Origin of the sequence: Sinomonas sp. P10A9, from assembly GCF_041022165.1 — a bacterium.
In the GTDB taxonomy this organism is placed as follows: Bacteria; Actinomycetota; Actinomycetes; order Actinomycetales; family Micrococcaceae; genus Sinomonas; species Sinomonas puerhi.
Genome location: NZ_CP163302.1, coordinates 1048157 through 1070827 on the forward strand (window position 1 = coordinate 1048157; position 22671 = coordinate 1070827).

The 22671-nt window shown below is 69.6% G+C and carries 22 protein-coding genes; 15 read left to right on the top strand and 7 right to left on the bottom strand.

Annotation, left to right across the window (positions count from 1 at the left end; translation table 11 throughout):
* Nucleotides 1-7: 7 nt before the first annotated feature.
* Genes AB5L97_RS04765 through purU form a run of 4 tightly spaced genes read left to right on the top strand, consistent with a single transcriptional unit; the run spans nucleotide 8 to nucleotide 4889 of the window.
* A complete protein-coding gene (locus tag AB5L97_RS04765; protein ID WP_374049272.1) occupies nucleotides 8-310 on the top strand; it encodes a sarcosine oxidase subunit delta in 303 nt (100 codons plus the stop codon).
* Nucleotides 307-3282 carry a 2Fe-2S iron-sulfur cluster-binding protein gene (locus AB5L97_RS04770; protein WP_423246823.1) on the top strand — a complete coding sequence of 992 codons (2976 nt, stop codon included), beginning with the start codon at nucleotides 307-309 and terminating at the stop codon, nucleotides 3280-3282. Before AB5L97_RS04765 ends, AB5L97_RS04770 begins: the two co-directional genes overlap by 4 nt.
* Nucleotides 3275-3991 carry a sarcosine oxidase subunit gamma gene (locus AB5L97_RS04775; RefSeq protein ID WP_369046662.1) on the top strand — a complete coding sequence of 239 codons (717 nt, stop codon included), beginning with the start codon at nucleotides 3275-3277 and terminating at the stop codon, nucleotides 3989-3991. Before AB5L97_RS04770 ends, AB5L97_RS04775 begins: the two co-directional genes overlap by 8 nt.
* Nucleotides 3992-3995: 4 nt before the next feature.
* Nucleotides 3996-4889, top strand: coding sequence for a formyltetrahydrofolate deformylase (purU, locus tag AB5L97_RS04780; RefSeq protein WP_307957821.1), 894 nt, complete (start codon nucleotides 3996-3998; stop codon nucleotides 4887-4889).
* Between the two features lie 52 nt (nucleotides 4890-4941).
* Here the strand turns inward: purU and AB5L97_RS04785 are convergent, their stop codons facing one another.
* The 3 genes from AB5L97_RS04785 to AB5L97_RS04795 all read right to left on the bottom strand — a co-directional run bounded on the left by AB5L97_RS04785 (nucleotide 4942) and on the right by AB5L97_RS04795 (nucleotide 7838).
* Complete coding sequence (locus AB5L97_RS04785) at nucleotides 4942-5898, bottom strand: DMT family transporter (RefSeq protein ID WP_369046663.1); 957 nt, start codon at nucleotides 5896-5898, stop codon at nucleotides 4942-4944.
* 103 nt (nucleotides 5899-6001) lie between these two features.
* On the bottom strand, nucleotides 6002-6349 hold the full coding sequence (locus AB5L97_RS04790) for a CBU_0592 family membrane protein (RefSeq protein ID WP_307957823.1): 348 nt from the start codon (nucleotides 6347-6349) through the stop codon (nucleotides 6002-6004).
* A complete protein-coding gene (locus AB5L97_RS04795; protein WP_369046664.1) occupies nucleotides 6333-7838 on the bottom strand; it encodes a GntR family transcriptional regulator in 1506 nt (501 codons plus the stop codon). Before AB5L97_RS04795 ends, AB5L97_RS04790 begins: the two co-directional genes overlap by 17 nt.
* A gap of 148 nt (nucleotides 7839-7986) precedes the next feature.
* Here AB5L97_RS04795 and AB5L97_RS04800 point away from each other — a divergent pair, with 148 nt between their 5' ends.
* The gene (locus AB5L97_RS04800; RefSeq protein ID WP_369046665.1) at nucleotides 7987-8304 is read left to right on the top strand and encodes a hypothetical protein; all 318 of its coding nucleotides are present in this window, start codon (nucleotides 7987-7989) and stop codon (nucleotides 8302-8304) included.
* Nucleotides 8301-8468 carry a hypothetical protein gene (locus tag AB5L97_RS04805; RefSeq protein ID WP_369046666.1) on the top strand — a complete coding sequence of 56 codons (168 nt, stop codon included), beginning with the start codon at nucleotides 8301-8303 and terminating at the stop codon, nucleotides 8466-8468. The genes AB5L97_RS04800 and AB5L97_RS04805 overlap by 4 nt, the downstream gene beginning before the upstream one ends.
* Before the next feature lie 42 nt (nucleotides 8469-8510).
* Here AB5L97_RS04805 and AB5L97_RS04810 read toward each other — a convergent pair whose 3' ends face one another.
* Together AB5L97_RS04810 and AB5L97_RS04815 are read right to left on the bottom strand one after the other, a co-directional pair.
* Nucleotides 8511-9263 carry a flavodoxin family protein gene (locus tag AB5L97_RS04810; RefSeq protein WP_369046667.1) on the bottom strand — a complete coding sequence of 251 codons (753 nt, stop codon included), beginning with the start codon at nucleotides 9261-9263 and terminating at the stop codon, nucleotides 8511-8513.
* A gap of 39 nt (nucleotides 9264-9302) precedes the next feature.
* Nucleotides 9303-10607 carry a CynX/NimT family MFS transporter gene (locus AB5L97_RS04815; protein ID WP_369046668.1) on the bottom strand — a complete coding sequence of 435 codons (1305 nt, stop codon included), beginning with the start codon at nucleotides 10605-10607 and terminating at the stop codon, nucleotides 9303-9305.
* A gap of 159 nt (nucleotides 10608-10766) precedes the next feature.
* On the opposite strand from AB5L97_RS04815, the gene AB5L97_RS04820 reads away from it, so the two are divergent.
* The 9 genes from AB5L97_RS04820 (at nucleotide 10767) to AB5L97_RS04860 (ending at nucleotide 20788) form a co-directional block, all read left to right on the top strand.
* On the top strand, nucleotides 10767-11171 hold the full coding sequence (locus AB5L97_RS04820; protein WP_369046669.1) for a tautomerase family protein: 405 nt from the start codon (nucleotides 10767-10769) through the stop codon (nucleotides 11169-11171).
* A gap of 119 nt (nucleotides 11172-11290) precedes the next feature.
* Entirely contained in the window at nucleotides 11291-12280 is a 990-nt protein-coding gene (gene iolC / locus AB5L97_RS04825; RefSeq protein ID WP_369047354.1) for a 5-dehydro-2-deoxygluconokinase, read from the top strand.
* A 107-nt stretch (nucleotides 12281-12387) separates the two neighbouring features.
* On the top strand, nucleotides 12388-13275 hold the full coding sequence (locus AB5L97_RS04830; protein ID WP_369047355.1) for a Cgl0159 family (beta/alpha)8-fold protein: 888 nt from the start codon (nucleotides 12388-12390) through the stop codon (nucleotides 13273-13275).
* Nucleotides 13276-13289: 14 nt separating this feature from the next.
* Nucleotides 13290-15227 (top strand): 3D-(3,5/4)-trihydroxycyclohexane-1,2-dione acylhydrolase (decyclizing), encoded by a 1938-nt coding sequence (iolD, locus tag AB5L97_RS04835; protein ID WP_369047356.1) that lies wholly within the window; start codon nucleotides 13290-13292, stop codon nucleotides 15225-15227.
* A 53-nt stretch (nucleotides 15228-15280) separates the two neighbouring features.
* Nucleotides 15281-16780 (top strand): CoA-acylating methylmalonate-semialdehyde dehydrogenase, encoded by a 1500-nt coding sequence (locus AB5L97_RS04840; RefSeq protein ID WP_369046670.1) that lies wholly within the window; start codon nucleotides 15281-15283, stop codon nucleotides 16778-16780.
* A gap of 25 nt (nucleotides 16781-16805) precedes the next feature.
* Nucleotides 16806-17735 (top strand): sugar phosphate isomerase/epimerase family protein, encoded by a 930-nt coding sequence (locus AB5L97_RS04845; protein WP_369046671.1) that lies wholly within the window; start codon nucleotides 16806-16808, stop codon nucleotides 17733-17735.
* A gap of 30 nt (nucleotides 17736-17765) precedes the next feature.
* Nucleotides 17766-18779, top strand: a complete 1014-nt coding sequence (locus tag AB5L97_RS04850; RefSeq protein WP_369046672.1) for a Gfo/Idh/MocA family protein — start codon at nucleotides 17766-17768, stop codon at nucleotides 18777-18779.
* A complete protein-coding gene (locus tag AB5L97_RS04855) occupies nucleotides 18776-19666 on the top strand; it encodes a sugar phosphate isomerase/epimerase family protein (protein WP_369046673.1) in 891 nt (296 codons plus the stop codon). Before AB5L97_RS04850 ends, AB5L97_RS04855 begins: the two co-directional genes overlap by 4 nt.
* Before the next feature lie 330 nt (nucleotides 19667-19996).
* Nucleotides 19997-20788 (top strand): hypothetical protein, encoded by a 792-nt coding sequence (locus tag AB5L97_RS04860; protein ID WP_369046674.1) that lies wholly within the window; start codon nucleotides 19997-19999, stop codon nucleotides 20786-20788.
* Nucleotides 20789-20795: 7 nt separating this feature from the next.
* Here the strand turns inward: AB5L97_RS04860 and iolB are convergent, their stop codons facing one another.
* The gene (iolB, locus tag AB5L97_RS04865; RefSeq protein ID WP_369046675.1) at nucleotides 20796-21716 is read right to left on the bottom strand and encodes a 5-deoxy-glucuronate isomerase; all 921 of its coding nucleotides are present in this window, start codon (nucleotides 21714-21716) and stop codon (nucleotides 20796-20798) included.
* A 45-nt stretch (nucleotides 21717-21761) separates the two neighbouring features.
* Complete coding sequence (locus tag AB5L97_RS04870; protein WP_369046676.1) at nucleotides 21762-22502, bottom strand: GntR family transcriptional regulator; 741 nt, start codon at nucleotides 22500-22502, stop codon at nucleotides 21762-21764.
* Nucleotides 22503-22671 lie beyond the last annotated feature (169 nt).

Sequence of the window (22671 nt, forward strand, 5' to 3'; positions counted from 1 at the left end):
CCAGAGCATGCTTCTCATCACCTGCCCGAACTGCGGCCCGCGCGACGAGACCGAGTTCCACTACGGCGGCCAGGCCCACGTGGCCTACCCCGAGAACCCCGCCGAGCTGACCGACACCGAATGGTCGCGGTACCTCTTCTACCGCGAGAACCCCAAGGGCACCTTCGCCGAGCGCTGGGTCCACACCGCGGGCTGCCGCAAGTGGTTCAATGCCCTGCGCGACACCGTGACCTACGAGTTCAAGTCCGTCTACACCGGCGCAGCCCCCGCAGCAGCGCCAGCTTCAACCCCGACAGGAGGCCAGAAGTGAGCCACCCGACCCAGTCGTTCCGCCTCCCCGCCGAGAAGGCGGCGGCCGCGCGGATCTCGCGCGACGCCGTCGTGCGCTTCACCGTGGACGGCACCGAGTACGAAGGCCTCGCGGGCGACACGGTCGCCTCGGCGCTCCTTGCCAACGGCGTGGCCGAGGCCGGGCCGTCCATGTACCTGCGCCGCCCGCGCGGCATCCTCGCCGCAGGCGTCGAGGAGCCCAACGCCCTCCTCACGGTCAAGGACCGGGGAGCCGGCGGCGTCGACGAGACGATGCTCCCTGCCACGATCGTCGAGCTCACGGACGGGCTTGAGGCCACGTACCTGTCCGGCCTCGGCACTCTCGATCCGCGTACCGATAACGCCGTCTACGACAAGAAGCACGTCCACGCCGACGTCCTCGTCATCGGCGCAGGGCCGTCCGGCCTCTCCGCGGCCCGCGAGGCCGCCAGGACCGGCGCCCGCGTCATCCTCATCGACGACCAGCCCGAGCTGGGCGGCTCGCTGCTCTCCGCTCCGTCGGAAACGGTCGACGGCGTCGCCGCACCCGAGTGGATCGCCGCGGCTGCCGCCGAGCTCGCCGCGGCGGACGAGGTCACGGTCCTGACCCGCACGAACGCGTTCGGCTCCTACGATTCGAACTACGTCGTGGCGCTCGAGTCCCGGACCGACCACCTCGGCACCGTCAAGGCCCGCGAACTGGACGCACAGGGCGTCTCGCGCCAGCGGCTGTGGCACATCCGTGCCGGACAGGTGGTCATCGCGACCGGCGCCCACGAGCGTCCGATCGTGTTCGCGGACAACGACCGCCCGGGCATTATGCTCGCCTCCGCGGCCCGCACGTACCTCAACCGGTACGGCGTTCGCCCCGGCTCCGCCGCCGTCGTGTTCACCACGAATGACTCGGCGTACGCCACCGCGACGGACCTCGTCGCTGCGGGCGTCCCCGTGGCCGCCGTCGTTGATGCGCGGCCTGCGAAGACCGCCGTGGCCCTCGCGGCTGAGTCGGCCGGCCTCCGGGTCATCTCCGGCTCCGCGGTTGTCTCCACCGAGGCGAGCGCAGCGGAAGGCGACAGCAGCGGCCGGGTGAGCGGCGTCGTCGTGCGCGGGCTCGATGCGGCTGGCAACCTGAGCGGCGCCTCCGAACGACTCGAGGCTGACCTCCTGGCCGTCTCGGGCGGCTGGAGCCCGCTCGTGCACCTGTTCAGCCAGCGCCAGGGCAAGCTGCGCTGGGACGAGGAGCTGGCCGGGTTCGTGCCCGCCACGACCGTCGAGGCCCAGCAGGTCGTGGGTGCGGCGCGGGGCTCCTACGAGCTCGCCGACGCCCTCGCCGAGGGCTCCCACGCGGGCGCCGTCGCGGCGTTCAACGCGGGCTTCGTGACCGAGGCCGGCGAGCACGCCTCAAGCCTCCCCTCACACCCCGCCACCGCCTCGGCCCCGACCCGCCAGGTCTGGCTCGTCCCGGGGGAGACCGGAGGCCCCGCCGACTGGAACACCCACTTCGTGGACTTTCAGCGCGACCAGACGGTCCACGACGTGCTCCGTGCGACCGGCGCGGGCATGCGCTCGGTCGAGCACGTCAAGCGGTACACCTCGATTTCCACCGCGAACGATCAGGGCAAGACGTCCGGAGTGAACGCGATCGGCGTCATCGCTGCCGCGCTGAAGGGCGAGGGGTCTGCTGCCCCCGGCATCGGCGAGATCGGCACGACGACGTTCCGCGCCCCCTACGCGCCGGTCGCCTTCGCGGCGATGGCCGGGCGCAAGCGCGGCGAGTTGTTCGACCCCGAGCGCATCTCCTCGGTCCATCCGTGGCACGTCGCGCAGGGCGCCAAGTTCGAGTTCGTCGGCCAGTGGCTGCGTCCGTGGTACTTCCCCCAGGGCGAGGAGACCATGGACGAGGCCGTGCTGCGCGAGTGCGCCGCCGTGCGCGAGTCCGTGGGCTTCATGGACGCCACGACCCTCGGCAAGATCGAGATCTGGGGCGCGGACGCGGGCGAGTTCCTCAACCGCATCTACACGAACGCGTTCAAGAAGCTCGCCCCGGGCATGGGCCGCTACGGCGTCATGTGCGGCCCGGACGGCATGATCTTCGACGACGGCGTGACCCTGCGCCTGGACGCGGACCGCTACTTCATGACCACCACGACCGGCGGGGCCGCGAAGGTCCTCGACTGGCTCGAGGAGTGGCACCAGACGGAGTGGCCCGAGCTCGACGCGAACTTCACCTCCGTCACCGAGCAGTGGACCACCGTGGCCGTGGTCGGCCCGAAGTCCCGCGAGGTCATCTCGAAGGTCGCCCCGGAGTTGGACGTGGACAACGGCGCCTTCCCGTTCATGGCGTGGCGCGACACGACCCTCGCTTCCGGCATCCCGGCCCGCGTGTGCCGCATTTCGTTCTCCGGCGAGCTCGCCTACGAGATCAACGTGGCCACCTGGTACGGGCTGCAGGTCTGGGAGGACGTCGCCGAGGCCGGAGCGGAGTTCAACATCACCCCGTACGGCACCGAGACCATGCACGTGCTGCGCGCCGAGAAGGGCTACCCGATCGTCGGCCAGGACACTGACGGCACCATCACCCCGCAGGACGCGGGCATGGAGTGGATCGTGTCCAAGGCGAAGGACTTCGTAGGCAAGCGCTCGTACTCCCGCGAGGACACGGCCCGCACCGACCGCAAGCACCTCATCTCGCTCACGCCCGTGGATCCGTCCTTCCGCCTCCCGGAGGGCACGCAGGTCATCGAGCAGGGCATCCCCACGGACTCCTCCAACGGCCCCGTGCCGATGCAGGGATTCGTCACGTCGAGCTACCACTCGGCGGCGCTGGGGCGGTCGTTCGCCCTGGCCCTCATCAAGAACGGCCGCAACCGCATCGGCGAGGTCCTCACCGCCGTCGCCGGGGACCGGCTCGTTGACGTCACGGTCGGGGAGACCGTCCTGTTTGATCCTGAAGGGAAGCGCCGTGATGGCTGAGACGACTGTTGTGACACCGCTTGCATCCACCCACGCCCCCCTCGCGGGCCCCGGGGCGCCCGGCCTGCGCCGCAGCCCCGCGGCGCAGCTCGCCGATGCTTTCGCCGCCGCGACCGCTGCCACCGCCGCTGACGCCGCGCGTGCCGTTGCGGTGCGCGAGGTGCCCTTCCTGCCCCAGCTCGGCCTGCGGGCCGTGGCAGGCTCGGCGGGTGCCGCCGCGCTCGAGTCTGCGCTCGGCGTGTCCCTGCCCTCCGGGCACGGGAACACCACGTCCGGCGGCGGCTTCACGGTCCTGTGGATCGGGCCGGATGAGTTCCTCGCCGTCGGCGACGAGGGCGGCGCCGCGACCTCGGACCGCGGCCCCGCCGAGGCCGCACGGGTGGGCGCAGCGCTGGGCGAGGTGGGCGCGCGGACGCCGGGCGCCGTCGTCGACCTCTCCGCGAACCGGACGACGTTCGAGCTGACCGGCCCAAGCGCCCGGACAGTGCTCGAGAAGGGCGTTTCGTTCGACCTGCACCCGCGCCACTTCGCCGTGGGCCAGGCCATCGCGACCGTTCTGGACCACGTCCCCGTGCTCGTGTGGAAGACGGGGGAGGACGCCTACCGGATCCTGCCCCGGGCGTCCTTCGCGGACCACGTGGGCCGGTGGCTCATCGACGCGATGCGCGAATTCGCGGTTCGCGAGCTGACGGCGCCGGGCGCGCGGTGACGGCATGACGACTGAATACGTCCTGACGCTCGACTGCGCCGAGGGACCCGGGATCGTGTTCGCGGTCTCAGGATTCCTCGCGGAGCACGGGTGCGACATCGTGGACATCAAGCAGTTCGGGGACCGGCGCGCGGGGCACTTCTACATGCGGGTGCATTTCGAGGCCCCCGCCGGCGACGCCGCGGCGCTCGGCTCGCAGGCCCTCTCGGATGCCGACGACGACATCGATCGCCTCCGCGCCGACTTCGCCCCGGTCGGAGCGAAGTTCGGCATGGCGTGGCAGCTGCGTCCCGCGGGGGAGAAGACCCGCGTGCTGCTCATGGTCTCCAAGTTCGGGCACTGCCTCAACGACCTGCTCTTCCGGGCGCGGATCGGCGAGCTCCCGGTTGACATCGTCGCCGTCGTGTCCAACCACGAGGACCAGCGGAGCCTCGTGGAATGGCACGGCATCCCGTACCACCACATTCCGGTGACGAAGGAGACCAAGCCGGAGGCCGAGGAGAAGCTGCTCTCGCTCGTCGACGCGTATGCGGTGGAGCTCGTGGTGCTGGCCCGCTACATGCAGGTCCTCTCCGACGCGCTCGCCACGAAGATGGCCGGACGAGTGATCAACATCCACCACTCGTTCCTGCCTTCCTTCAAGGGCGCCAAACCTTACCACCAGGCGTGGGACCGGGGTGTCAAGACGGTCGGTGCCACGGCGCACTACGTGAACGCAGAGCTCGACGAGGGGCCGATCATCGCCCAGCAGGTCATCGAGGTGGACCACACCCACTCGCCCGAGGACCTCGTCGCGGTGGGCCGCGACGCCGAAACGAAGGCGCTCTCCAACGCGGTTCGCTGGCACTGCGAGGGCCGCGTGATCCTCAACGGCAACCGCACGGTGGTGCTGCGGTAGCAGGCCACCGTCTGACGCCATCCGCCCCCGTCAGAGGGTCACCTCCTGAACATCAGGAGGTGACCCTCTGACGTTTCCTGCCCTCGGAGGCTCCCGAGCGGCGGCGTCCTGGCCTCCGCGTGTGCATTCCCGCGTACGCCCCTCCCACCACGAGCAGGCCGCCGAGGAAGAGCGTCGGCGTGAGCGGCTCCGCATCCAGGAGCGAGGACAGGATGACGGAGGGGATGGGGATGAGCAGGAACTGGTAGGTCGTCGCAGAGGCGCTCCATCGCCTCAGCACGAATAGGAAGGCCGCGAAGATGATGACGGTCGAGACGATGAGGAAGCCCACCGCCACGAGCGTGGTGCCCTGGGTGGGCAGCGCCCACCGTTCACCCGATGCGGCAGAGGCGAGGGCCAGCAGAAGGGCCCCCACCCCCATGCCGATTGCGTTGAGCGAGGCCGCCGGCGCCCGGGGGAACCGTTTGACAGCTACGGCGCCGCCCGCGATGGACACCGCCGCGGCGACCATCGCCGCCATGCCGACGAGGGACGACGCGGACAGCATGCTCGTGCCGATCCCACTGATGACGGCAATGCCGAGGATGGCGACGAGGGTTCCCCCCAGACGTCTCCAGCGGAACACCTCGATCCTGAAGGCCGCCGCGAGGAGGATCGTGGCGAGCGGAGCGGCCGCCAGCACGATCTGGGCAAGCCCGGCGTGCACGGTGCGGAGTCCCTCGTAGATGAACCCGTAGGCGAGCCCGAAGTTCAGCACGCCGTAGAGCAGGGCCCCGACGAGCTGCCGTCCGCGCGGGAAGGCCGTGCGCTGGGCCGCCATGACCGCCCCGAAGACGAGCGCCGCGAGCGCGAAGCGCAATGCCGCCCCGAACAGGGGGTCGAGTTCGCGGTTGCTGTAGCGGATTGCGACAGCATTCCCGCCCGTGACGATGAGGGCGCCGACGAAGACCAGAACGGTCAGGGCGTTCTTGCCTCCGGCAGTGCTCACTCCATCTCCGGAAGCGTTCATGCCATCAGTGTGCGCGCCCGGTGCCTTCCGGACCATCGCGTGATCGCGCTATCCGACGCGGGCCCACCGCCCTTGCTTGCCCGCAGCGCTATTCCGCGGCGTTCTATTCCGCGGCGCGCGTGGTGCCGCTGCCCCCCACCCAGTCCTCGGTCACCGCAGGGGGGAAGTCCACCGTCTGGAGCGTCTCGACGACGGCGGAGACCTCGGGATGCGTCTTGGTGAGCCGGGCGCGGAGGAGAGCAATGACCGAGATGAGGAACCACGCGATGTTCGTCACCACAGAGGGCCACGCGCCGTGGTAGGCGCCGTTGACCATGAAGGCGCACGAACCCAGGAGGTTCGCCGTCTGGAATCGGCGGCCCGGCCGCAGCCAGCCCATGGAGACAGACAGGTACGCCACCAGGACTGCGACCGCTCCGGCCCATCCGGTGACTTCAATCGGCACGTCCACGGGCGCTCCCTTCAGATGTCTGCATTGCTTGCGGGCTGCGGGACGGCGTGGCCGTCGGCCGCGGCGCCTGCGCCAGATGGAGGCGCCAGGGGACGGGTGGGAGGGCGATGGTCCGGGCCACCTCGGCGGTGGAGGAGAAGATGTCGCCGACAAGGCTGCCGGAGTTGGCTGCGATGACAACGTCCATCTGGTCGACGATGCACGATCCCCACGGAAGCGATTCGAGGAACGGCGCGAATCCCGCCTGGAGTTGGCTCACCAGGACATCGGCCACCGCGGCCCCGATCATCCGCCCCTCCCTCATCACGCATTTGCTGAACGTGACGATGTACGCGTTCGAGCCGTTCGCGTCGACATAGGCGTAGCTGGCCTGGACCGGTTCTGTGGCCCCTTCCCGGGGCCACCAGGGAGCGGTGGCGTAGTCGTAGTACTCGAGGTCCATCTCGAGCCGCTGCGGGGTGCTGCGGCCAGGCGGAACATAGGCCCACACGAAGCCTGACTCGCCGAAGAACCTCGAGTCCGCGAGGAATCCCGTCCCGTAGAGGATGGGATGCGTCTCGACCAGAGTGTCGTGCGCGATCTGATAGACGCCTTCCAGCTCGTCCAGGCCTCCGCCCGGGGCAGCATCGAGGGCGGCGTGGACGGCCTCTTCGACGACGTGGATCGACGCGACGGCCGTCTTCTCGATCTCGGCGGCGAGCGCTCCGATGGACGTGATGGCACCTTCTTCCCCCAGGCCGCCGCGCAGAGCAGCGTCCTGGGGTGCGGTGTCCATGGACATGCGCAGGTCGATCAGAGCGTTCATCTCGCGGCGGACGTGCCCTTCGGCCCGGGTGCGCGCGAGGAGGGTATCGCCACTGCCGATGGCCCCCACGATCTCGGCATGCTCGCGCGCGGCCGTGAGGCCTTCGCCCGCGGTGCTCGTCCAGATCAGGGGCCCGACCTCGGCCTGGAGCGCCATCTCCTGCCGGGTGAGCCGGACGGACCGTGACGCGGCCGCGAGTTCAAGGTGGAACTTGCTGTCCGCGCGGGCCATGTCTGCGGGTTCATGGGCTGTCCCGACCATGGCCCCGAGGGATGCGAGGCGCGCGACCGAGATCTGCTGCGGCCGTGCGGCCGCTGCCGCCGCGGCTGAGCCCGCCAGGACCGCCCGGTACTCGCGGATGTCGCGGAGGGCGTCAAGGGAGTAGGCGCCCAGCGCATCCCTCCGCGCCCGGGCCAACTGGCCCGTGTTCGCCTTGACGAAGCTTCCACCGCCACGGCCTCGGCGTGTTTCCACGAGTCCCAGGTGGCGGAGCTCGGCCAGGGCTGAGCGCAGCGTCTGCGTCGAGACGCCCATCATCGCCGCGAGGTCGTTCTCGCTGGGCAGCTGGGTCTCGTCCTCGAGGACCCCCAGCTCGATCGCCTGCCTGATCCGGCGTCCGATCTCCTCGCCGCGCTCGGCGGTCTCAAGGGGGGCGAAGGCGAGTTGTTCCCTCCAACTGCTCACGAGTCCTCCCCTTCTCCTCTTCGTTCTCCCTGAGTCTATCCTAAACCCTTGACATGTGAACTCACAGGTTTAGAGTTTAGATATCAGCGGAACGGGACCCAGATCCCGGGCCGGCCACCCAGAGAAGATGACAGAGGAGGCGGGGACCATGGTGGATGTCAATGATGTCGTCCATGTGTGGAGCCGCGCCGGTCATGGGACACCTCATGACCGACTGGGCCTGTACGCCCAAGCACTCACTGCACACCGTCCGGTCGGCCCCTACCGGGCCCTCGACGACGCGCAGGAAGACGGCGCGATCCTCGCCCTCTACCGTGTGGACCGTCCCCAGGCGACGATCGCCGACCTCCGCCAACTCCCAGCCCTCGCGCTCTGGAGCTACCGCCAGATGCTGCACGATCTGGCCCGCGAAGGCCTCGGCCCGCTTCAGGACCATGGAACACTGCGGATCGGAGTCCTGCGGTGAAGCGGCGCATCCCCCGACCCGTCGGCGGCATCCCCACCACCGTGTACCCACAGCCCCGCCGCGACGTTCCGACCACAGTGGCCGCACAGGCCCGCGACGCCGACGCGCACGAGCGGCTCATCCGCCGCCTCGACCTCGAGATCATCGTCCTCGACCTCATCTGAGGCGACTCAAGCTCCTGGCCTCCCGCCCCCGCCAAGCGCCCTCTACCGGTACTCCGGGTTCGGGTGGTCCGCCTTGGAGAGGTCCCAGTTGAACGTCACGTTGCCGTACACCGGGATTCCGCCGGCGTCCTTGATGCGGCGGGCGGTGTGCAGCATGTTCCAGGCTGCGAACACCGCGTTCCGCGTGGTCCAGTGGTTCTGGGCGCCCCGGTTGTCGTCGAGATAGGACGGCCCCGGTCCGGCCTCACCGGTCCAGTAGGCGTCCGCCTGCGGCGGGATCGTGAAGCCGATATGGGAGAGCGCGTAGAGCAGCTGGGCGGCGCAGTGCTTCGCGCCGTCCTCGTTGCCGGTCACGATGACGCCGCCCACCTTGCCGTAGTACGACCACTGCCCGGCAGCGTTGAGCTCGCCCGAGAAGCCGTAGAGGCGCTCGACCGTCTTCCGGGTGACCGAGGATTGGTCTCCGAGCCAGATCGGGGTTGCCAGGACCACAATGTCCGCGGGCTCAATGAGGGAGTGGTACAGGTCCGGGAAGTCGTCCGTCTCCCAGCCGTGCTCGCGCATGTCTGGGTAGACGCCGGGCGGGATGTCGTGGTCCACCGTGCGGATCTCGTCGACGTGGGTGCCCACGCCCTCGAGCACGTGCCTGCTCACCGCGATGAGTCCGTCCGTGTGGCTCGTCTCGGGACTCGGCTTGAGCGTCCCGTTGAGGTAGACGGCGCGGAGGTCGCTGAAGTCGGTCGTATTCGCGGCGATCTCCGCGTCGATGAACGCCTGGACTGATTCCGGCAGCATGGTCGGGTCCTTCCGTCGTGGGTCTTCCCACCCCCGATGCTAGGCGCGCTGCGAGCGGGAGGCGAGGGGCGGCGTCGTGCGTGACTGGATCGCCAGGAAGCCCGTCACCGCCATGACGACGAGTGCACCGAGCACGAACGCGAGCGGCGCCTGCCAGTTGCCCGCGGCCTCGCGCAGTCCGCCGATGACGATCGGCCCCGTGGATGCGATCGCGTACCCGACGGACTGGATGAGCGCCGTCATGCGCCGGTTCTCATCGAGGCTGCGGGCCCGCTTGATGACCACGGTGAACACGACCGTGAACGTGCCGCCCTGGGCGATGCCCCCGAGCACGGCCCACAGCACCCACGCGGCCGGGGCCACCAGGAGGCCCGCCGGGAGCACGAGCCAGCAGACGGCGACGAGCGCGAAGAGCTGCTTCTCGCCCCACCCGAAGAGGTGGATGAGGGCGGGGATGAGCAGGGGTCCGGCGATCGCGAACAGCTGGAGGAGGCTCGCCCCGAGTCCGGCCTGGGCCAAGGTCATGCCCTGCGTCTGGGCGAGATACGAGGGCAGCCACAGGGTCATGGCGTAGTAGCCGACGTTGTGCAGCGCGAAGGTCGCCGTGAACAGCCACATCATGCGCCGATTCCCGGGGCTGATCTTGGCTCGGGGGACGAGGGGGAGGGGCCCGGTCTCGGTGCCCGGCTGTCCCTGCGCCGCCCGCAGCTCCGCGCGACGCCGCGCGGCCGCCTTCGCGGCGCGCCCCGGGAAGTCAGCGTCGGACCACCGCGGCCCGTCCTTGCTGGCAGGGAATACGAAGAGCCAGACGCCTGAGGCGATGGCCACGAATCCGAGCCAGGACACGAGCGAGCCCTGCCAGCCGATCGTGCCGGCCAGTGGCGCAGTGAGCGCCGACGCGAGAGTGGTGCCGACGTTCACGGCGGCCGTGGTCACGCCGGTCATGAGCGCAGCGCGGAGCGGGAAGTCGCGGCCCACGATGAGCGGCGTGGCCACATTCACGAGGGTCATGGCGACGCCGAGGACCACGGTCCCGACGAGCGCCCCCGCGGCGCCACCGTAGGAGCGCACCACGATGCCCAGGGCAAGCCCGCCGAAGAAGTACAGGACCGCGTGATTGATGCCGATCTTGCCCATGAGCCATGCCGCGGCTGGAGTGATGAGCCCGAAGCAGAGCACCGGGATCGCGGCGAGGAGGCCCACGACGGCGGCGCTGAGCCCCGTGTCGCGCTGGATGTCCGGGAGTACCGGCCCGAGGCCGACGATCGGCGCGCGGGAGTTGAGCGACATGAGGCCGACGGCGAGGAGGGCCAGCGCCGCGGTACGGCTGATCCGCCGGGTCACGGGTGTCCTTTCGGGAGGGGGATTCTGGTCCACCCTCTCACGGCGAGGTCGCGCCACCGAGGTGACCGAACTTTGTAAGGACAAAGTGTTGCAACAGCGGCTGATGCGGCTTAGTCTGAGTATGTCAGCACAAAGTTCCACAGTGAAGGTGCCCCGCACATGCCTCTCATCCGCATCGACGTCAATGCCGGCCGCACCCGCGAGCAGCTCGCGCGCATCAGCCGTGCCGTCCACGAGGCGGTTCTGGCTGAGTACCGCATCCCCGAGCGCGACTACTTCCACATCGTCACCGAGCATGCGCCGGGCCAGATCGTCGCGCAGGATGCGGGCCTCGGATTCGAACGCTCGGGCGGCGTTGTCATGATCCAGATCTTCACGCAGGGCGGGCGCAGCCAGGAGGCCAAGGAGTCCCTGTTCGCGGCCGTCGCGCACAACCTCGCCGACGCGGGCGTGCCGGGCGAGGACGTCTTCATCGGCTACGTCGAGAACGGTGCCGGGGACTGGTCCTTCGGCTTCGGCCGGGCCCAGTATGTGACGGGCGAGCTGGCCGTCCCTGCTGGCTGAAATTGTCAATACAAACCTTTGACAGGACATTAATTCTGTAGCAGAGTTGACCCGTGGCCGACGCCACAGGCAGCGAAGCCGGCCCGGGGTTCCGGGCTTACAACGAAAGGCACCGCGAAGTGACCTACGACGTTCTCACGATGGGGCGCATCAGCGTCGACATCTACCCCAACGACATCGGAGTCGGCCTGGCGGACGTGACGAGCTTCGGCAAGTACCTGGGCGGCTCGCCGTCGAACGTCGCCGTCGCCGCAGCCCGCCACGGGCGCACCACCGCCGTCATCACCCGCACCGGGGACGACCCGTTCGGGACGTACCTCCACCGCGAGCTGGCCAAGTTCGGCGTCGATGACCGTTTCGTGGCCCCGGTCCCGGGACTCCAGACCCCGGCGACCTTCTGCGCCATCATCCCGGCCACGCACGAGTTCCCGCTGTACTTCTACGGCCGCTTCCCCACGGCCCCGGACCTGCAGATCAAGGCCGAGGAGCTGGACCTCGCGGCCATCAGGGACGCGCGGATCTTCTGGTCCACCGTGACGGGCCTGTGCCAGGAGCCGAGCCGCTCGGCCCACATCGCCGCCCATGAGGCGCGCCCCCGCGCTGAGTTGGCCGAGGGCCAGTTCACGGTCCTCGACCTCGACTACCGGCCCATGTTCTGGGACTCCGAGGACGCAGCCCGCGAGCAGGTCGCCAGAGTCCTGCCGCACGTCACGGTCGCGATCGGCAACGAGGAGGAGTGCGCTGTCGCCGTCGGCCACGGCACCCCGGACGAGCAGGCCGACCGCCTCCTGGCCGCGGGCGTCGAGATCGCCGTGGTCAAGCTCGGCCCCGAGGGCGTCATGGCCAAGACCCGCACCGAGCGCGTCGTCTCCGCCCCGGTCCCGGTCGAGACCCTCAACGGCCTCGGCGCCGGCGACTCGTTCGGCGGCGCGTTCTGCCACGGACTCCTCGCCGGCTGGCCGCTCGCCCAGGTCCTGGACTACGCGAACGCCTCCGGCGCGATCGTCGCCTCGCGCCTCTCGTGCGCCGATGCGATGCCGACGCCGGCAGAGGTCACCTCGCTGCTGTCCGAACGCGGCCGTCTCGTCCCCGAGGCGGTGGCCCAGTGAGCGCCGCCGCCGAGACCGCGTCTCCGAGCGGCGTCGTCCGTGGCGGCGCGCCCGTCCTCGCGAACCCGCATGACGACGACCCTCGCCGCTACGAGCACCTCACCAAGATCCGGCTCGAGGACCCGGCCGCCGTTGCGCGCGCCGCCCAGAACCGCCGCCGCCACCCGGGCCCCGTGCTCGGCAAGCAGGACTTCATCGTCGCGGCCGACCACCCCGCCCGCGGCGCGCTCGCGGCCCAGGGCCGGCCCGAGGCCATGGCAGACCGACGCGAGCTCCTCGACAGGCTCCAGATCGCACTCGCGAACCCCGCCGTCGACGGTGTCCTGGCGAGCCCGGACATCATGGACGACCTGCTTCTTCTCGGCGCGCTCGAGGGCAAGCTCGTCTTCGGCTCGATGAACCGCGGCGGGCTGGCCGGGTTCGTCAACGAGTTCGACGACCGCTTCACGGGCCACACGGCCGAGGCGCTCGCGGCGCTGGGGGCCGACGGCGGCAAGATGCTCACCCGCATCGCCCTCGGCGATCCTGCCACCGCGTCCATCCTCGAGAGCACCGCGAAGGCCATCGACGCGCTCGCCGCCCGCGGCCTCATCGCGATGGTCGAGCCGTTCCTCTCGGGCTGGGTCGACGGCAAGGTCAAGAACGACCTCTCCGCTGAGGCCGTCATCAAGTCCATCGGGATCGCCTCGGGCCTCGGCTCGACGAGCGCCTACACGTGGATGAAGCTGCCCGTCGTGGAGGACATGGAACGGGTCATGGCCGCCACGACCATGCCGACGGTCCTCCTGGGCGGGGACCCGACCGGCCACCAGGACGAGGTCTTCGCCTCGTGGGGCCGGGCGCTCGCACTGCCGGGCGTGCAGGGCCTGACCGTGGGCCGCACGCTCCTCTACCCCGCCGACGGCGACGTTGCCGGCGCCGTCGCAGCTGCGGCTTCGCTGCTGCACACCGAAGAGATCCCGTCGGGACACAGCACCAAGGAGGCTGCCCAGTGACCACCACCCGCAGGATGACGGTCGCCCAGGCGCTCGTCGAGTTCCTCGGCCGCCAGTACACGGTTGATACCGTCGGGGGGCCTGATGGGGGAGCATACAGGGAGCGTCTCATCCCCGGCATGTTCGGCATCTTCGGCCACGGCAACGTGGCCGGAGTGGGACAGGCGCTCAAGCAGTGGCAGGTCGCCGACCCCACACTCATGCCGTACTACCAGGGCCGCAACGAGCAGGCGCAGGCGCATCAGGCTGTCGGGTACGCGCGGCACACGCGCCGCCGTCAGACCTTCGCGATCTCGACGTCGATCGGTCCCGGCTCGTCCAACCTGCTCACCGGCGCTGCGCTCGCCACGGCGAACCGCCTCCCCGCGCTGCTCCTGCCCTCGGACACGTTCGCGACCCGCGCCGCGGACCCGGTCCTGCAGCAGCTCGAAATGCCGCACGGCTACGACATCACGGTCAACGACGCGTTCCGCCCGCTGTCCAAGTACTTCGACCGGGTCAACCGTCCGGAGCAGCTCTTCTCGGCGCTCCTGCACGGCCTGCGGGTGCTGACGGACCCGGCCGAGACCGGCGCCGTGACGATCGCCCTCCCGCAGGACGTCCAGGCCGAGGTCTTCGACGTCCCCGCGGAGTTCCTCGCCGAGCGCGAGTGGCGCATCCGCCGCCCCGAGCCCGAGGCCGAGGACATCGCCGAGGCCGCCCGCCGTATCCGTGCCGCGAAGCGTCCGGTCATCATCGCCGGCGGCGGCGTGCTCTACGCCTTCGCCACGGACCAGCTGCGCGCGTTCGCCGAAGCCACCGGCATCCCGGTCGGCTGGACCCAGGCCGGCGTCGGCTCCCTCGCGTGGGACCACCCGCAGGCACTCGGAGCGGTCGGCTCGACCGGCACGACGGCGGCCAACGCGCTCGTGCGCGACGCGGACCTCGTCATCGGCATCGGCACGCGCTACGAGGATTTCACCACCGCCTCCCGCACGGCATTCCAGGACCCGGGCGTGAGCTTCGTGAACATCAACGTCGCCGCGATCGATGCCTACAAGCACGGAACCTCGCTGCCGATCGTCGCCGACGCCCGCAAGGCCCTCGCCGCGCTCACGACGGCGCTGGGCGGCTACCGTGTCGGGGCGGAGCTCGAGCGCGTGGTGGCCGACGAGAAGGCCCGCTGGGACGACACGGTCGACGCCGCCTTCGCACAGGACTATTCCCCGCTCGTGTCGCAGAACGCCATCATCGGCGCGGTCAACCGCGCGATGGACCCGCGCGACGTCGTGATCTGCGCGGCAGGCTCCCTCCCCGGAGACCTGCACAAGATGTGGCGCATCCGCGACCCGTTCGGGTACCACGTCGAGTACGCGTTCTCCTGCATGGGCTACGAGATCCCCGGCGGCCTCGGCGTCAAGCGCGCGGCGGTCGATGCGACGTCCAGGGGCGAGGCGAACAGGGACGTCGTCGTCATGGTCGGCGACGGCTCGTACCTCATGATGCACACCGAGCTCGTCACAGCGGTCGCGGAAGGCATCAAGCTCATCACCGTGCTCATCCAGAACCACGGCTACGCCTCGATCGGCGCGCTCTCCGAGCAGCTCGGATCCCAGCGCTTCGGCACGAAGTACCGCACGCTCGACGCCGAGCACCACACGTTCGACGACGGCGAGAAGCTCCCGATCGACCTCGCCACGAACGCCGAGAGCCTCGGCGTCACGGTCTACCGGATCGTGCCGGGACCGAACGCGATCGCCGACCTCGAGGCCGCCATCGGCAAGGCCAAGGCTGCCCCGGAGGGCAGCGGGCCGATCGTGATCCACATCGAGTCCGATCCGCTCATCGACGCGCCGAGCTCCGAGTCCTGGTGGGACGTCCCCGTCTCCGGGGCCTCCGAGCTCGAGTCCACCCAGGCCGCCTTCGCCACCTACACCGACCACAAGTCCCGCCAGCGGCCCCTGCTCGGGTGAGCACCGCCGCTGTCCGAACCCTCCCCACCAAGAATTCCCACAGGAGTTAGATCATGAGTGTCAAGACCATTCCGCATTTCCTCGATGGTGAGGAGTCCAACGGTGTCGGTGAGCGGACGCAGCCCGTGTTCAACCCGGCGACTGGCGAGCAGACCGGGGAGCTGCGGCTTGCGGACGCGGCGGACCTGGAGACGGCCGTCGCGGCCGCGCGCAAGGCGGCGGAGTCGTGGAACGACATCTCCCTGGCCAAGCGCACGGGGGTGCTGTTCCGGTTCCGGGAGCTGGTCGCAGCGCATGTGGAGGAGCTCGCGGCGCTCGTCACGGCGGAGCACGGGAAGGTGATCTCGGATGCGAAGGGCGAGATCGGGCGGGGGCTGGAGGTGGTGGAGTTCGCGTGCGGGATCCCGCAGCTGCTCAAGGGCGCGTACTCGGACCAGGCCTCGACCGGGATCGACGTGTTCTCCTACCGCCAGCCGGTCGGGGTGGTCGCGGGGATCACGCCGTTCAACTTCCCGGTGATGGTGCCTTTGTGGATGGCGCCGGTGGCGATCGCCACGGGCAACGCGTTCATCCTCAAGCCGAGCGAGCGGGACCCGTCGGCGTCGATGCTGCTGGCGCGGCTGTGGGCCGAGGCGGGCCTGCCGGCCGGGGTGTTCCAGGTCCTGCACGGGGGCAAGGAGACCGTGGACGGTCTCCTGACCCACCCCGACGTGGACGCTGTCTCGTTCGTGGGGTCGACCCCGATCGCCAGGTACGTCCAGGAGACGGCGACCGCGCACGGGAAGCGGGTCCAGGCCCTGGGCGGGGCGAAGAACCACGCGATCATCCTCCCGGACGCGGACCTGGACAACGCCGCGGACCACCTGGCCGCTGCGGCGTTCGGCTCCGCGGGGGAGCGGTGCATGGCGATCTCCGTGGCGGTGGCGGTCGGGGACGCGGCCGATGCGCTGGTGGGCAAGGTCGCCGAGCGTGCCGAGGCCGTCAAGGTGGCCGAGGGCACCGACCCGGGGGCGGAGATGGGCCCGGTCATCACGGCCGCGTCCAGGGACCGGATGAAGGGCATCGTCACCGACGCGGCCGCGGCCGGGGCGCGGCTGGTCGTGGACGGGCGCGAGTTCACCGTGGCGGGCAAGGAGGGCGGGAACTGGTTCGGCCCGACCGTGATCGACAACGTCGGCACGGACATGGGCGCGTACACCGAGGAGATCTTCGGCCCGGTCCTGTCCGTGGTCCGCGTCGAGACGGTCGAGGAGGCCATCGAGCTGATCAACTCCAACCCGTACGGCAACGGCACCGCGATCTTCACCTCCTCCGGGTCCAACGCGCGCAAGTTCCACCGCGGGGTCCACGTGGGCATGATCGGGGTCAACGTCCCGATCCCCGTCCCGGTCGCGTACCACTCCTTCGGCGGGTGGAAGAACTCCCTCTTCGGCGACAAGCACATCTACGGCGAGGAAGGCGTCGCCTTCTACACCCGCGCCAAGGTCATCACCCAGCGCTGGCCCGAACCCACCCACGCCTCCGACGCCTCCTACAACTTCCCCTCCAACTAAGCCTCGATTCCACCGAAGGAACACCATGAGCGATATCGAGAACAAGCTCATCATCGGCACGGCCCCGGATTCGTGGGGCGTCTGGTTCGCCGACGATCCGAAGCAGACCCCCTGGGAGCGCTTCCTGGATGAGGTGGCCGAGTCCGGCTACAAGTGGATCGAGCTCGGCCCCTACGGCTACATGCCCACCGACCCGTCCCGACTCGCCGACGAGCTCAAAGCCCGCGACCTCCAGGTGTCGGCTGGCACCGTGTTCACGGCGTTCCACCGCGGGGGGCAGCCCGGGGACGCAGCATTCGAAGAGGCCTGGGAGCCAGCCCGCAGGGTCGCGGAGCTGACCGCAGCGATGGGCGGCGAGCACATCGTCGTCATCCCCGCGATGTGGCGCGACGACGTCACGGGTGAGGCCGTCGAGAACCAGGTCCTCTCCTCCGAGCAGTGGGACTCGCTGTTCAACGGCCACAACGAGCTGGGCCGCCGCCTGGCCGAGCAGTTCGGCCTCAAGCAGCAGTTCCACTCGCACGCCGACTCGCACGTCCTCACCCAGGACGACATCGAGACGCTCCTGAAGAACACCGACCCGGAGCTCCTCAACCTGTGCCTCGACACGGGCCACGCCGAGTACGGCGGCGCGAGCAGCGTCGACCTCATCCGCAAGTACCCGGAGCGCATCGGCTACCTGCACCTCAAGCAGGTCGACCCGGGAGTCATGGAGCGCGTGCGCGCCGAGAACCTCACGTTCGCGGCGGCCAATGCGGCCGGTGTCATGACCGAGCCCCCCGGCGGCCTGCCGGACCTTCGCGAGGTCATCGAGGCGGTCGAGGCCCTCGACAAGCCGATCTTCGGCATCGTCGAGCAGGACATGTACCCCGTCGCTTTCGACGTGCCCATGCCGATCGCCAAGCGCACCCGCAACTACCTCCTCTCGTGCGGCTCCCGCACGCGGGTCTCCTGAAGCCAGACGTTCTCGGAAAGGCACACCATCATGGCTGACAACCTGCGCGTCGCCGTCATCGGCGCCGGCCGCATGGGCGCGGACCACATCCAGCGCCTGCACTCTCACATCCACGGGGCCGACGTGGCCGCCGTCGTCGACATCGACCTCGACCGCGCCAACGCGGCGATCGCGGACATCCCGGGCGCGAAGGCGTTCGCGACGGCTGCGGAGGCCTATGAGTCCGGCGACGTGGACGCCGTCCTCATCGCCACGCCCGGCTTCCTCCACGAGGCGGCGCTTCTCGAGGCCCTCGAGCGGGACATCCCGATCCTGTGCGAGAAGCCGCTCACGCCGGACGCCGCTTCTGCCTGGAAGATCGTCGAGGCCGAGCAGAAGCTGGGCCGCAAGCGCATTCAGGTCGGCTTCATGCGTCGCTTCGACACCGACTACGCGGCTCTCGGCGGCATGATCCGCTCCGCCGAGCTCGGCGAGCTGCTCATGCTGCACTGCCGCCACCGCAATCCCGACACCCCTCCGGGCTTCACGAACGAGATGCTCATCAACGACTCCGTGGTGCACGAGTTCGACGTGATCCGCTACCTCACGGGCGAGGAGATCACCTCGGTCCAGGTGCGCTTGGGCAAGGCGACCTCGAAGGCGCCCGCGGGCCAGCACGACCCGCAGCACGTGCTCATCGAGACCGAGTCCGGTGTCCTCGCCGACGTCGAGATCTACGTCAACGCCCAGTTCGGCTACGAGGTCGCGACGCAGGCCGCGTTCGAGGACGGGATCGTGGACATCGGGGGCGACGGCGGGCCGTACGTGCGGCGTGCCGGCCGGTGGGGCGGCGTCGTGACCCCGAGCTTCATCGAGCGCTTCGGCGCCGCGTACGACGTCGAGGTCCAGGCCTGGGTCGATGCCGCGCTCCGCGACGAGATCGGCGGACCCTCCGCGTGGGACGGCTATGCGACCGCGGCGTGCTGCGAGGCCGGTGTCGAGGCGCAGAAGAGCGGCGAGAAGGTGGCCGTGACGCTCAACGAGAAGCCGGAGCTGTACAGGTGAAGGTTGCCCTCGACCCCACGCCCTTCCACTCGACGCACTCGCTGCTCGAGTTCCCGGCCCTCGCTGCCGAGCTCGGGTACCAGTACCTCCAGCTGACCCCGCACCGGGACATGATCCCGTTCTTCACGCACCCCAAGGCCGACGACCTGCTCGTGCGGCAGTTCCGCAGCGCGTGCGCCGATGCGGGCGTTGAGGTCGCCTCGGTCCTGCCCGTGCTGCGCTGGTCCGGTCCGGACGAGGCGATGCGCGAGGCCGCTGTGCGGTACTGGAAACGGGCCATCCAGATCACAGTGGATCTGGGCTGCACCCAGATGAACACCGAATTCTCCGGCCGCCCGGAGAAGCCGGAGGAGTCCGAGGCATGCTTCTACAAGTCCATGGAGGAGCTCCTGCCGGTCTTCGAGCGCGAGGGCGTCCACGTGGCGATCGATCCGCACCCGGACGACTTCGTCGAGGAGGGCCTCGCCGCGCTCCGCGTGGTCCGGGGACTCAACTCGCCGAACGTGGGATCCGTGTACGTCGCGTCCCACACGTTCCACATGAAGGACGAGCCGCTCGAGATCATGCGCGCGGTGGGGGACCGGCTCCGCGTGGTGCATGTCTCCGACACGATGAACCACCACGCCTCGCATGGTCTGCGGTACATCACCAACCCGCCCGGCAACGACGTCCGCGTCCACCAGCACCTCAAGATCGGCGACGGCGACGTCAACTGGGACGAGTTCTTCGGAGGCCTGAACGAGATCGGCTTCCTGGACCGCGACGACACGGTCATGGTCTCGAGCGTCTTCGCCGAGGACGACAACGCCCACGAGGTCTCCCGCTACCAGCTGCGCGAGATGCGCGAGCGGACCGACAAGGCCCAGGCGGCGGGGTTCGGGGCGTAGCCCCGCCACGTCCATCTGAGGGTCACGTTCTGAAGGTCGCCTCCAGCCTCCAGAGGGTCACGTTCTGAGGGTCAGGTCGTGTGGGTCTCCACCCACGGGACCTGACCCTCAGTCGTTCGCGAGCCTGCTGCGACGCCACGGACCGTCGCTTTGGCCTCTAGGCGCGGAGGTTGGCCGACCGTCCATTGCGGGGGTTGGGGACGGCGTCCTCGGGGTAACGGGCCTCCAAGGTGGCGCGCCTGCGCCGGATGGAGGATGACGATGAGCCGGATCAGCACAGCAGTCCGATTAGGGCTGGCGGGAGCGTCAGCGCTGAGCCTGGCGGCCTGCATGGGCGGCGGGACGACCTCCCCGGGAACGAGCGCGAGCTCCTCGGCGAGCCCAAGCGCGAAGGTCTACACCGAGTCCGAGCTCCAGAACCTCGTCTCCGGGCTCAAGGATTCGGATGGCAACGACCTCAAGCCCTACTCGAAGGCTCAGGTGACTGCCGGAAAGGACCTCGGCAAGATCCTCCTCAGCACCGCGACAGTGGATCCGAGCGACTGCAAGTCCATCGCAACCGCCGGCCTCGTGGACAACATCGAGAACGGCTCGGTCGCCGTGTCGATCTCCGACAGCCAGCAGCCGAGGACCGTCTCAGCGCAGTCCGGCTCACAGGGCCCCGACTCGCAGCAGATCCTCAAGGACATCGAGGGCAAGATGGGCACCTGTTCGCACTTCACGGTGTCCGCGCTCGGGCAGAAGGTCACGGTCGCGAGCAAGCAGCTCCAGGCCAAGACAAACGCTGCCGAGACCTTCGGCACCGTCAGCACCCGCGGCAACAACAGCTCGGACATGCTCATGCAGGTCTCTGGAGCTCAGGGCAGGCTCCTTGTCGTCGCCACCAAGAGCGGCAGCAATCTGGGCGACAAGGACCAGTCGGAGCTCGAGGGGTTCGTGAACAGCGTGCTCCGCAATGCCACCGGGTCGTCGACCTCAAGCCCATCCACCGGCACCTCGAGTTCGCCGTCGACGTCCAGCTCGTCGAGCAGCACCGGCTCGCCGAGCTCCTCGGGTTCCGCGAGCTCGTCGGGCCAGTCCGGTTCGGGCGCCTCGCCGAGCGCGAGTTCCTCTGCCTCTTAGGCGTGTCCTAGGCGGAGAAGGGCAGGCGAGGGTCCACCTGCTGGGCGTCCCACGTTGAGCGGACCCAGCCGTGGTGGGGATCGTCGCTGATGAGCCACTCGCGCACGCGGCCTGGGCCCGCCATGACGTTCAGGTAGTACAGGTCGTAGCCGGGCGCGGCCATCGCCGGGCCGTGCCAGCCGTAGGGGACGAGCACGACGTCGCCCGTGCGCACCTCGGCGTTGACGTCGATGGGGCGCTCGTCGGAGGCATAGACCCGGGCGTAGCCCACGGGGTCCTGGCCGGCATCGGCGTGTCCGCCCGCGATGGGGGAGTCCGGGGCGAGGCGCGTCTCGAAGTAGTAGATCTCCTCGAGGAAGGTCTCGCCGTCCTTCTCCTCATCGTGCTTGTGCGGCGGGTACGAGGACCAGTTGCCGCCGGGCGTGATGACCTCGCACACGATGAAGCGGTCCGCCTCGAGGGCGGCGGGGGTCCCGAAGTTGTGCACCTGGCGCGAGCAGTTGCCGGCGCCGCGCAGCTCCACGGGCGTCTCCTCAGCGCGCACGAGCCGCGTGGGGTACTCCTCCTTCGCGGGTGCAAGCGCGACGGCGACCCGGCCGCCCTCGGCACTCGAGATCACCGCGGTCCTGCCGATCCCCGTGTAGAGGACGTCGCTCGGGCCCGCGAAGACCGAGGCGCGGCCACGCAGGTGGTGCGCGACGCCGTCGACCGTCACCTCGAACGAGCCCTCGAGAGGGACGACGATGCGTTCCTCGCCGGCGGCATTGAGGGAGACCGAGGCGCCGGGAGCGAGCACGGCCACCTTGATGCCCGTGTGCGCCCAGCCCGGAACGGCGGGAGCGCTGCTGTTCCCTGCTGCCGTCGGGCCGAGCGAAACCTGCCACGCGCCGTCGGACGCGCTGCCGAGGGGGTAGACCCACTCTGCCATGTGCTGTGTTCCCTTCTGTCGGGTCCTGTTGGTCCGCTCGTGCGCTCAGCGCTGGACGAGCGTCATTTCGAAGCTGTAGGAATCGGCTCGGTACGCATGCCGCCCCGTTTCTACGCTGCGGCCCGTATCGTCCACGGCCGTGCGTTCCATGGTCACGAGCGCGGAGCCCGCGGCGACCTCGAGCAGCTCGGCCTGGTGCGCGTCCGCGACCGCCGCGCCGATCCGCTGGTTGGCGAGCCGGAAGTTCACGCCCGCGTCCCGCAGGATCTGGTACATGCCGTGGTCCCTGAGTCCCACCTCGGTGAGTTCGGCGACGTCGTCCCGCACCCAGTTCTCCATGAGCGCGAGTGGCTTCTCGTCCACCGAGCGGAGGCGCGTGAAGTGGTAGACGCCGACGCCCGGCGGAAGCTGGAGCGTCTCGGCGATCTCCGGCTCTGCCGGGCCGTGGCGGAAGCTGAGCACCCGGGTAGCGGGTGCCTTGCCGCCGCGCGCGAGGTCGTCGAAGAGGCTCGAGAGCTCGAGGTGCCGGCGCACTTGGCTTGCGACGACCTGGGTGCCGACCCCACGCTTGCGCACGAGGAGCCCCGCACGCACGAGCTCGTCCATGGCCTTGCGCATCGTGGGGCGGGAAAGGTTGAGCTGCGCGGCGAGCTCGATCTCGTTCTCGAGCTTGGAGCCCGGCTCGAGGGCACCGCTGCGGATCATCCCCTCGATGCCCTGGACTACCTGGTGGTACAGGGGGACCGGTGATGAGCGGTCGATGGGGATGTTGAGGGCTGTGGCCATGACCCCTCCTTGGGCTGGACGCTGCGCGGGGCATCTTCGCGGCCCGCGCCGTGCGGCTGAGGTTTGTTTATTTGATAGGACAAATCTCTTGGGGTGATCTTAGCACCGCATTCCGCGTCATGACAGTGGTTTCGTGCCGCGGCCCCGATGCAGCGGATGCTGACAAACG

What these genes read in the sequence shown, in the direction of transcription:
- AB5L97_RS04870 (WP_369046676.1), bottom strand. Translation starts at nt 22,502, where the DNA reads ATGGCCACAGCCCTCAACATCCCCATCGACCGCTCATCACCGGTCCCC.
- AB5L97_RS04810 (WP_369046667.1), bottom strand. Translation starts at nt 9,263, where the DNA reads ATGCTGCCGGAATCAGTCCAGGCGTTCATCGACGCGGAGATCGCCGCG.
- AB5L97_RS04765 (WP_374049272.1), top strand. Translation starts at nt 8, where the DNA reads ATGCTTCTCATCACCTGCCCGAACTGCGGCCCGCGCGACGAGACCGAG.
- AB5L97_RS04775 (WP_369046662.1), top strand. Translation starts at nt 3,275, where the DNA reads ATGGCTGAGACGACTGTTGTGACACCGCTTGCATCCACCCACGCCCCC.
- iolB (WP_369046675.1), bottom strand. Translation starts at nt 21,716, where the DNA reads ATGGCAGAGTGGGTCTACCCCCTCGGCAGCGCGTCCGACGGCGCGTGG.
- AB5L97_RS04840 (WP_369046670.1), top strand. Translation starts at nt 15,281, where the DNA reads ATGAGTGTCAAGACCATTCCGCATTTCCTCGATGGTGAGGAGTCCAAC.
- AB5L97_RS04850 (WP_369046672.1), top strand. Translation starts at nt 17,766, where the DNA reads ATGGCTGACAACCTGCGCGTCGCCGTCATCGGCGCCGGCCGCATGGGC.
- iolD (WP_369047356.1), top strand. Translation starts at nt 13,290, where the DNA reads ATGACGGTCGCCCAGGCGCTCGTCGAGTTCCTCGGCCGCCAGTACACG.
- purU (WP_307957821.1), top strand. Translation starts at nt 3,996, where the DNA reads ATGACGACTGAATACGTCCTGACGCTCGACTGCGCCGAGGGACCCGGG.
- AB5L97_RS04845 (WP_369046671.1), top strand. Translation starts at nt 16,806, where the DNA reads ATGAGCGATATCGAGAACAAGCTCATCATCGGCACGGCCCCGGATTCG.
- AB5L97_RS04800 (WP_369046665.1), top strand. Translation starts at nt 7,987, where the DNA reads ATGGTGGATGTCAATGATGTCGTCCATGTGTGGAGCCGCGCCGGTCAT.
- AB5L97_RS04820 (WP_369046669.1), top strand. Translation starts at nt 10,767, where the DNA reads ATGCCTCTCATCCGCATCGACGTCAATGCCGGCCGCACCCGCGAGCAG.
- AB5L97_RS04860 (WP_369046674.1), top strand. Translation starts at nt 19,997, where the DNA reads ATGGGCGGCGGGACGACCTCCCCGGGAACGAGCGCGAGCTCCTCGGCG.
- AB5L97_RS04785 (WP_369046663.1), bottom strand. Translation starts at nt 5,898, where the DNA reads ATGAACGCTTCCGGAGATGGAGTGAGCACTGCCGGAGGCAAGAACGCC.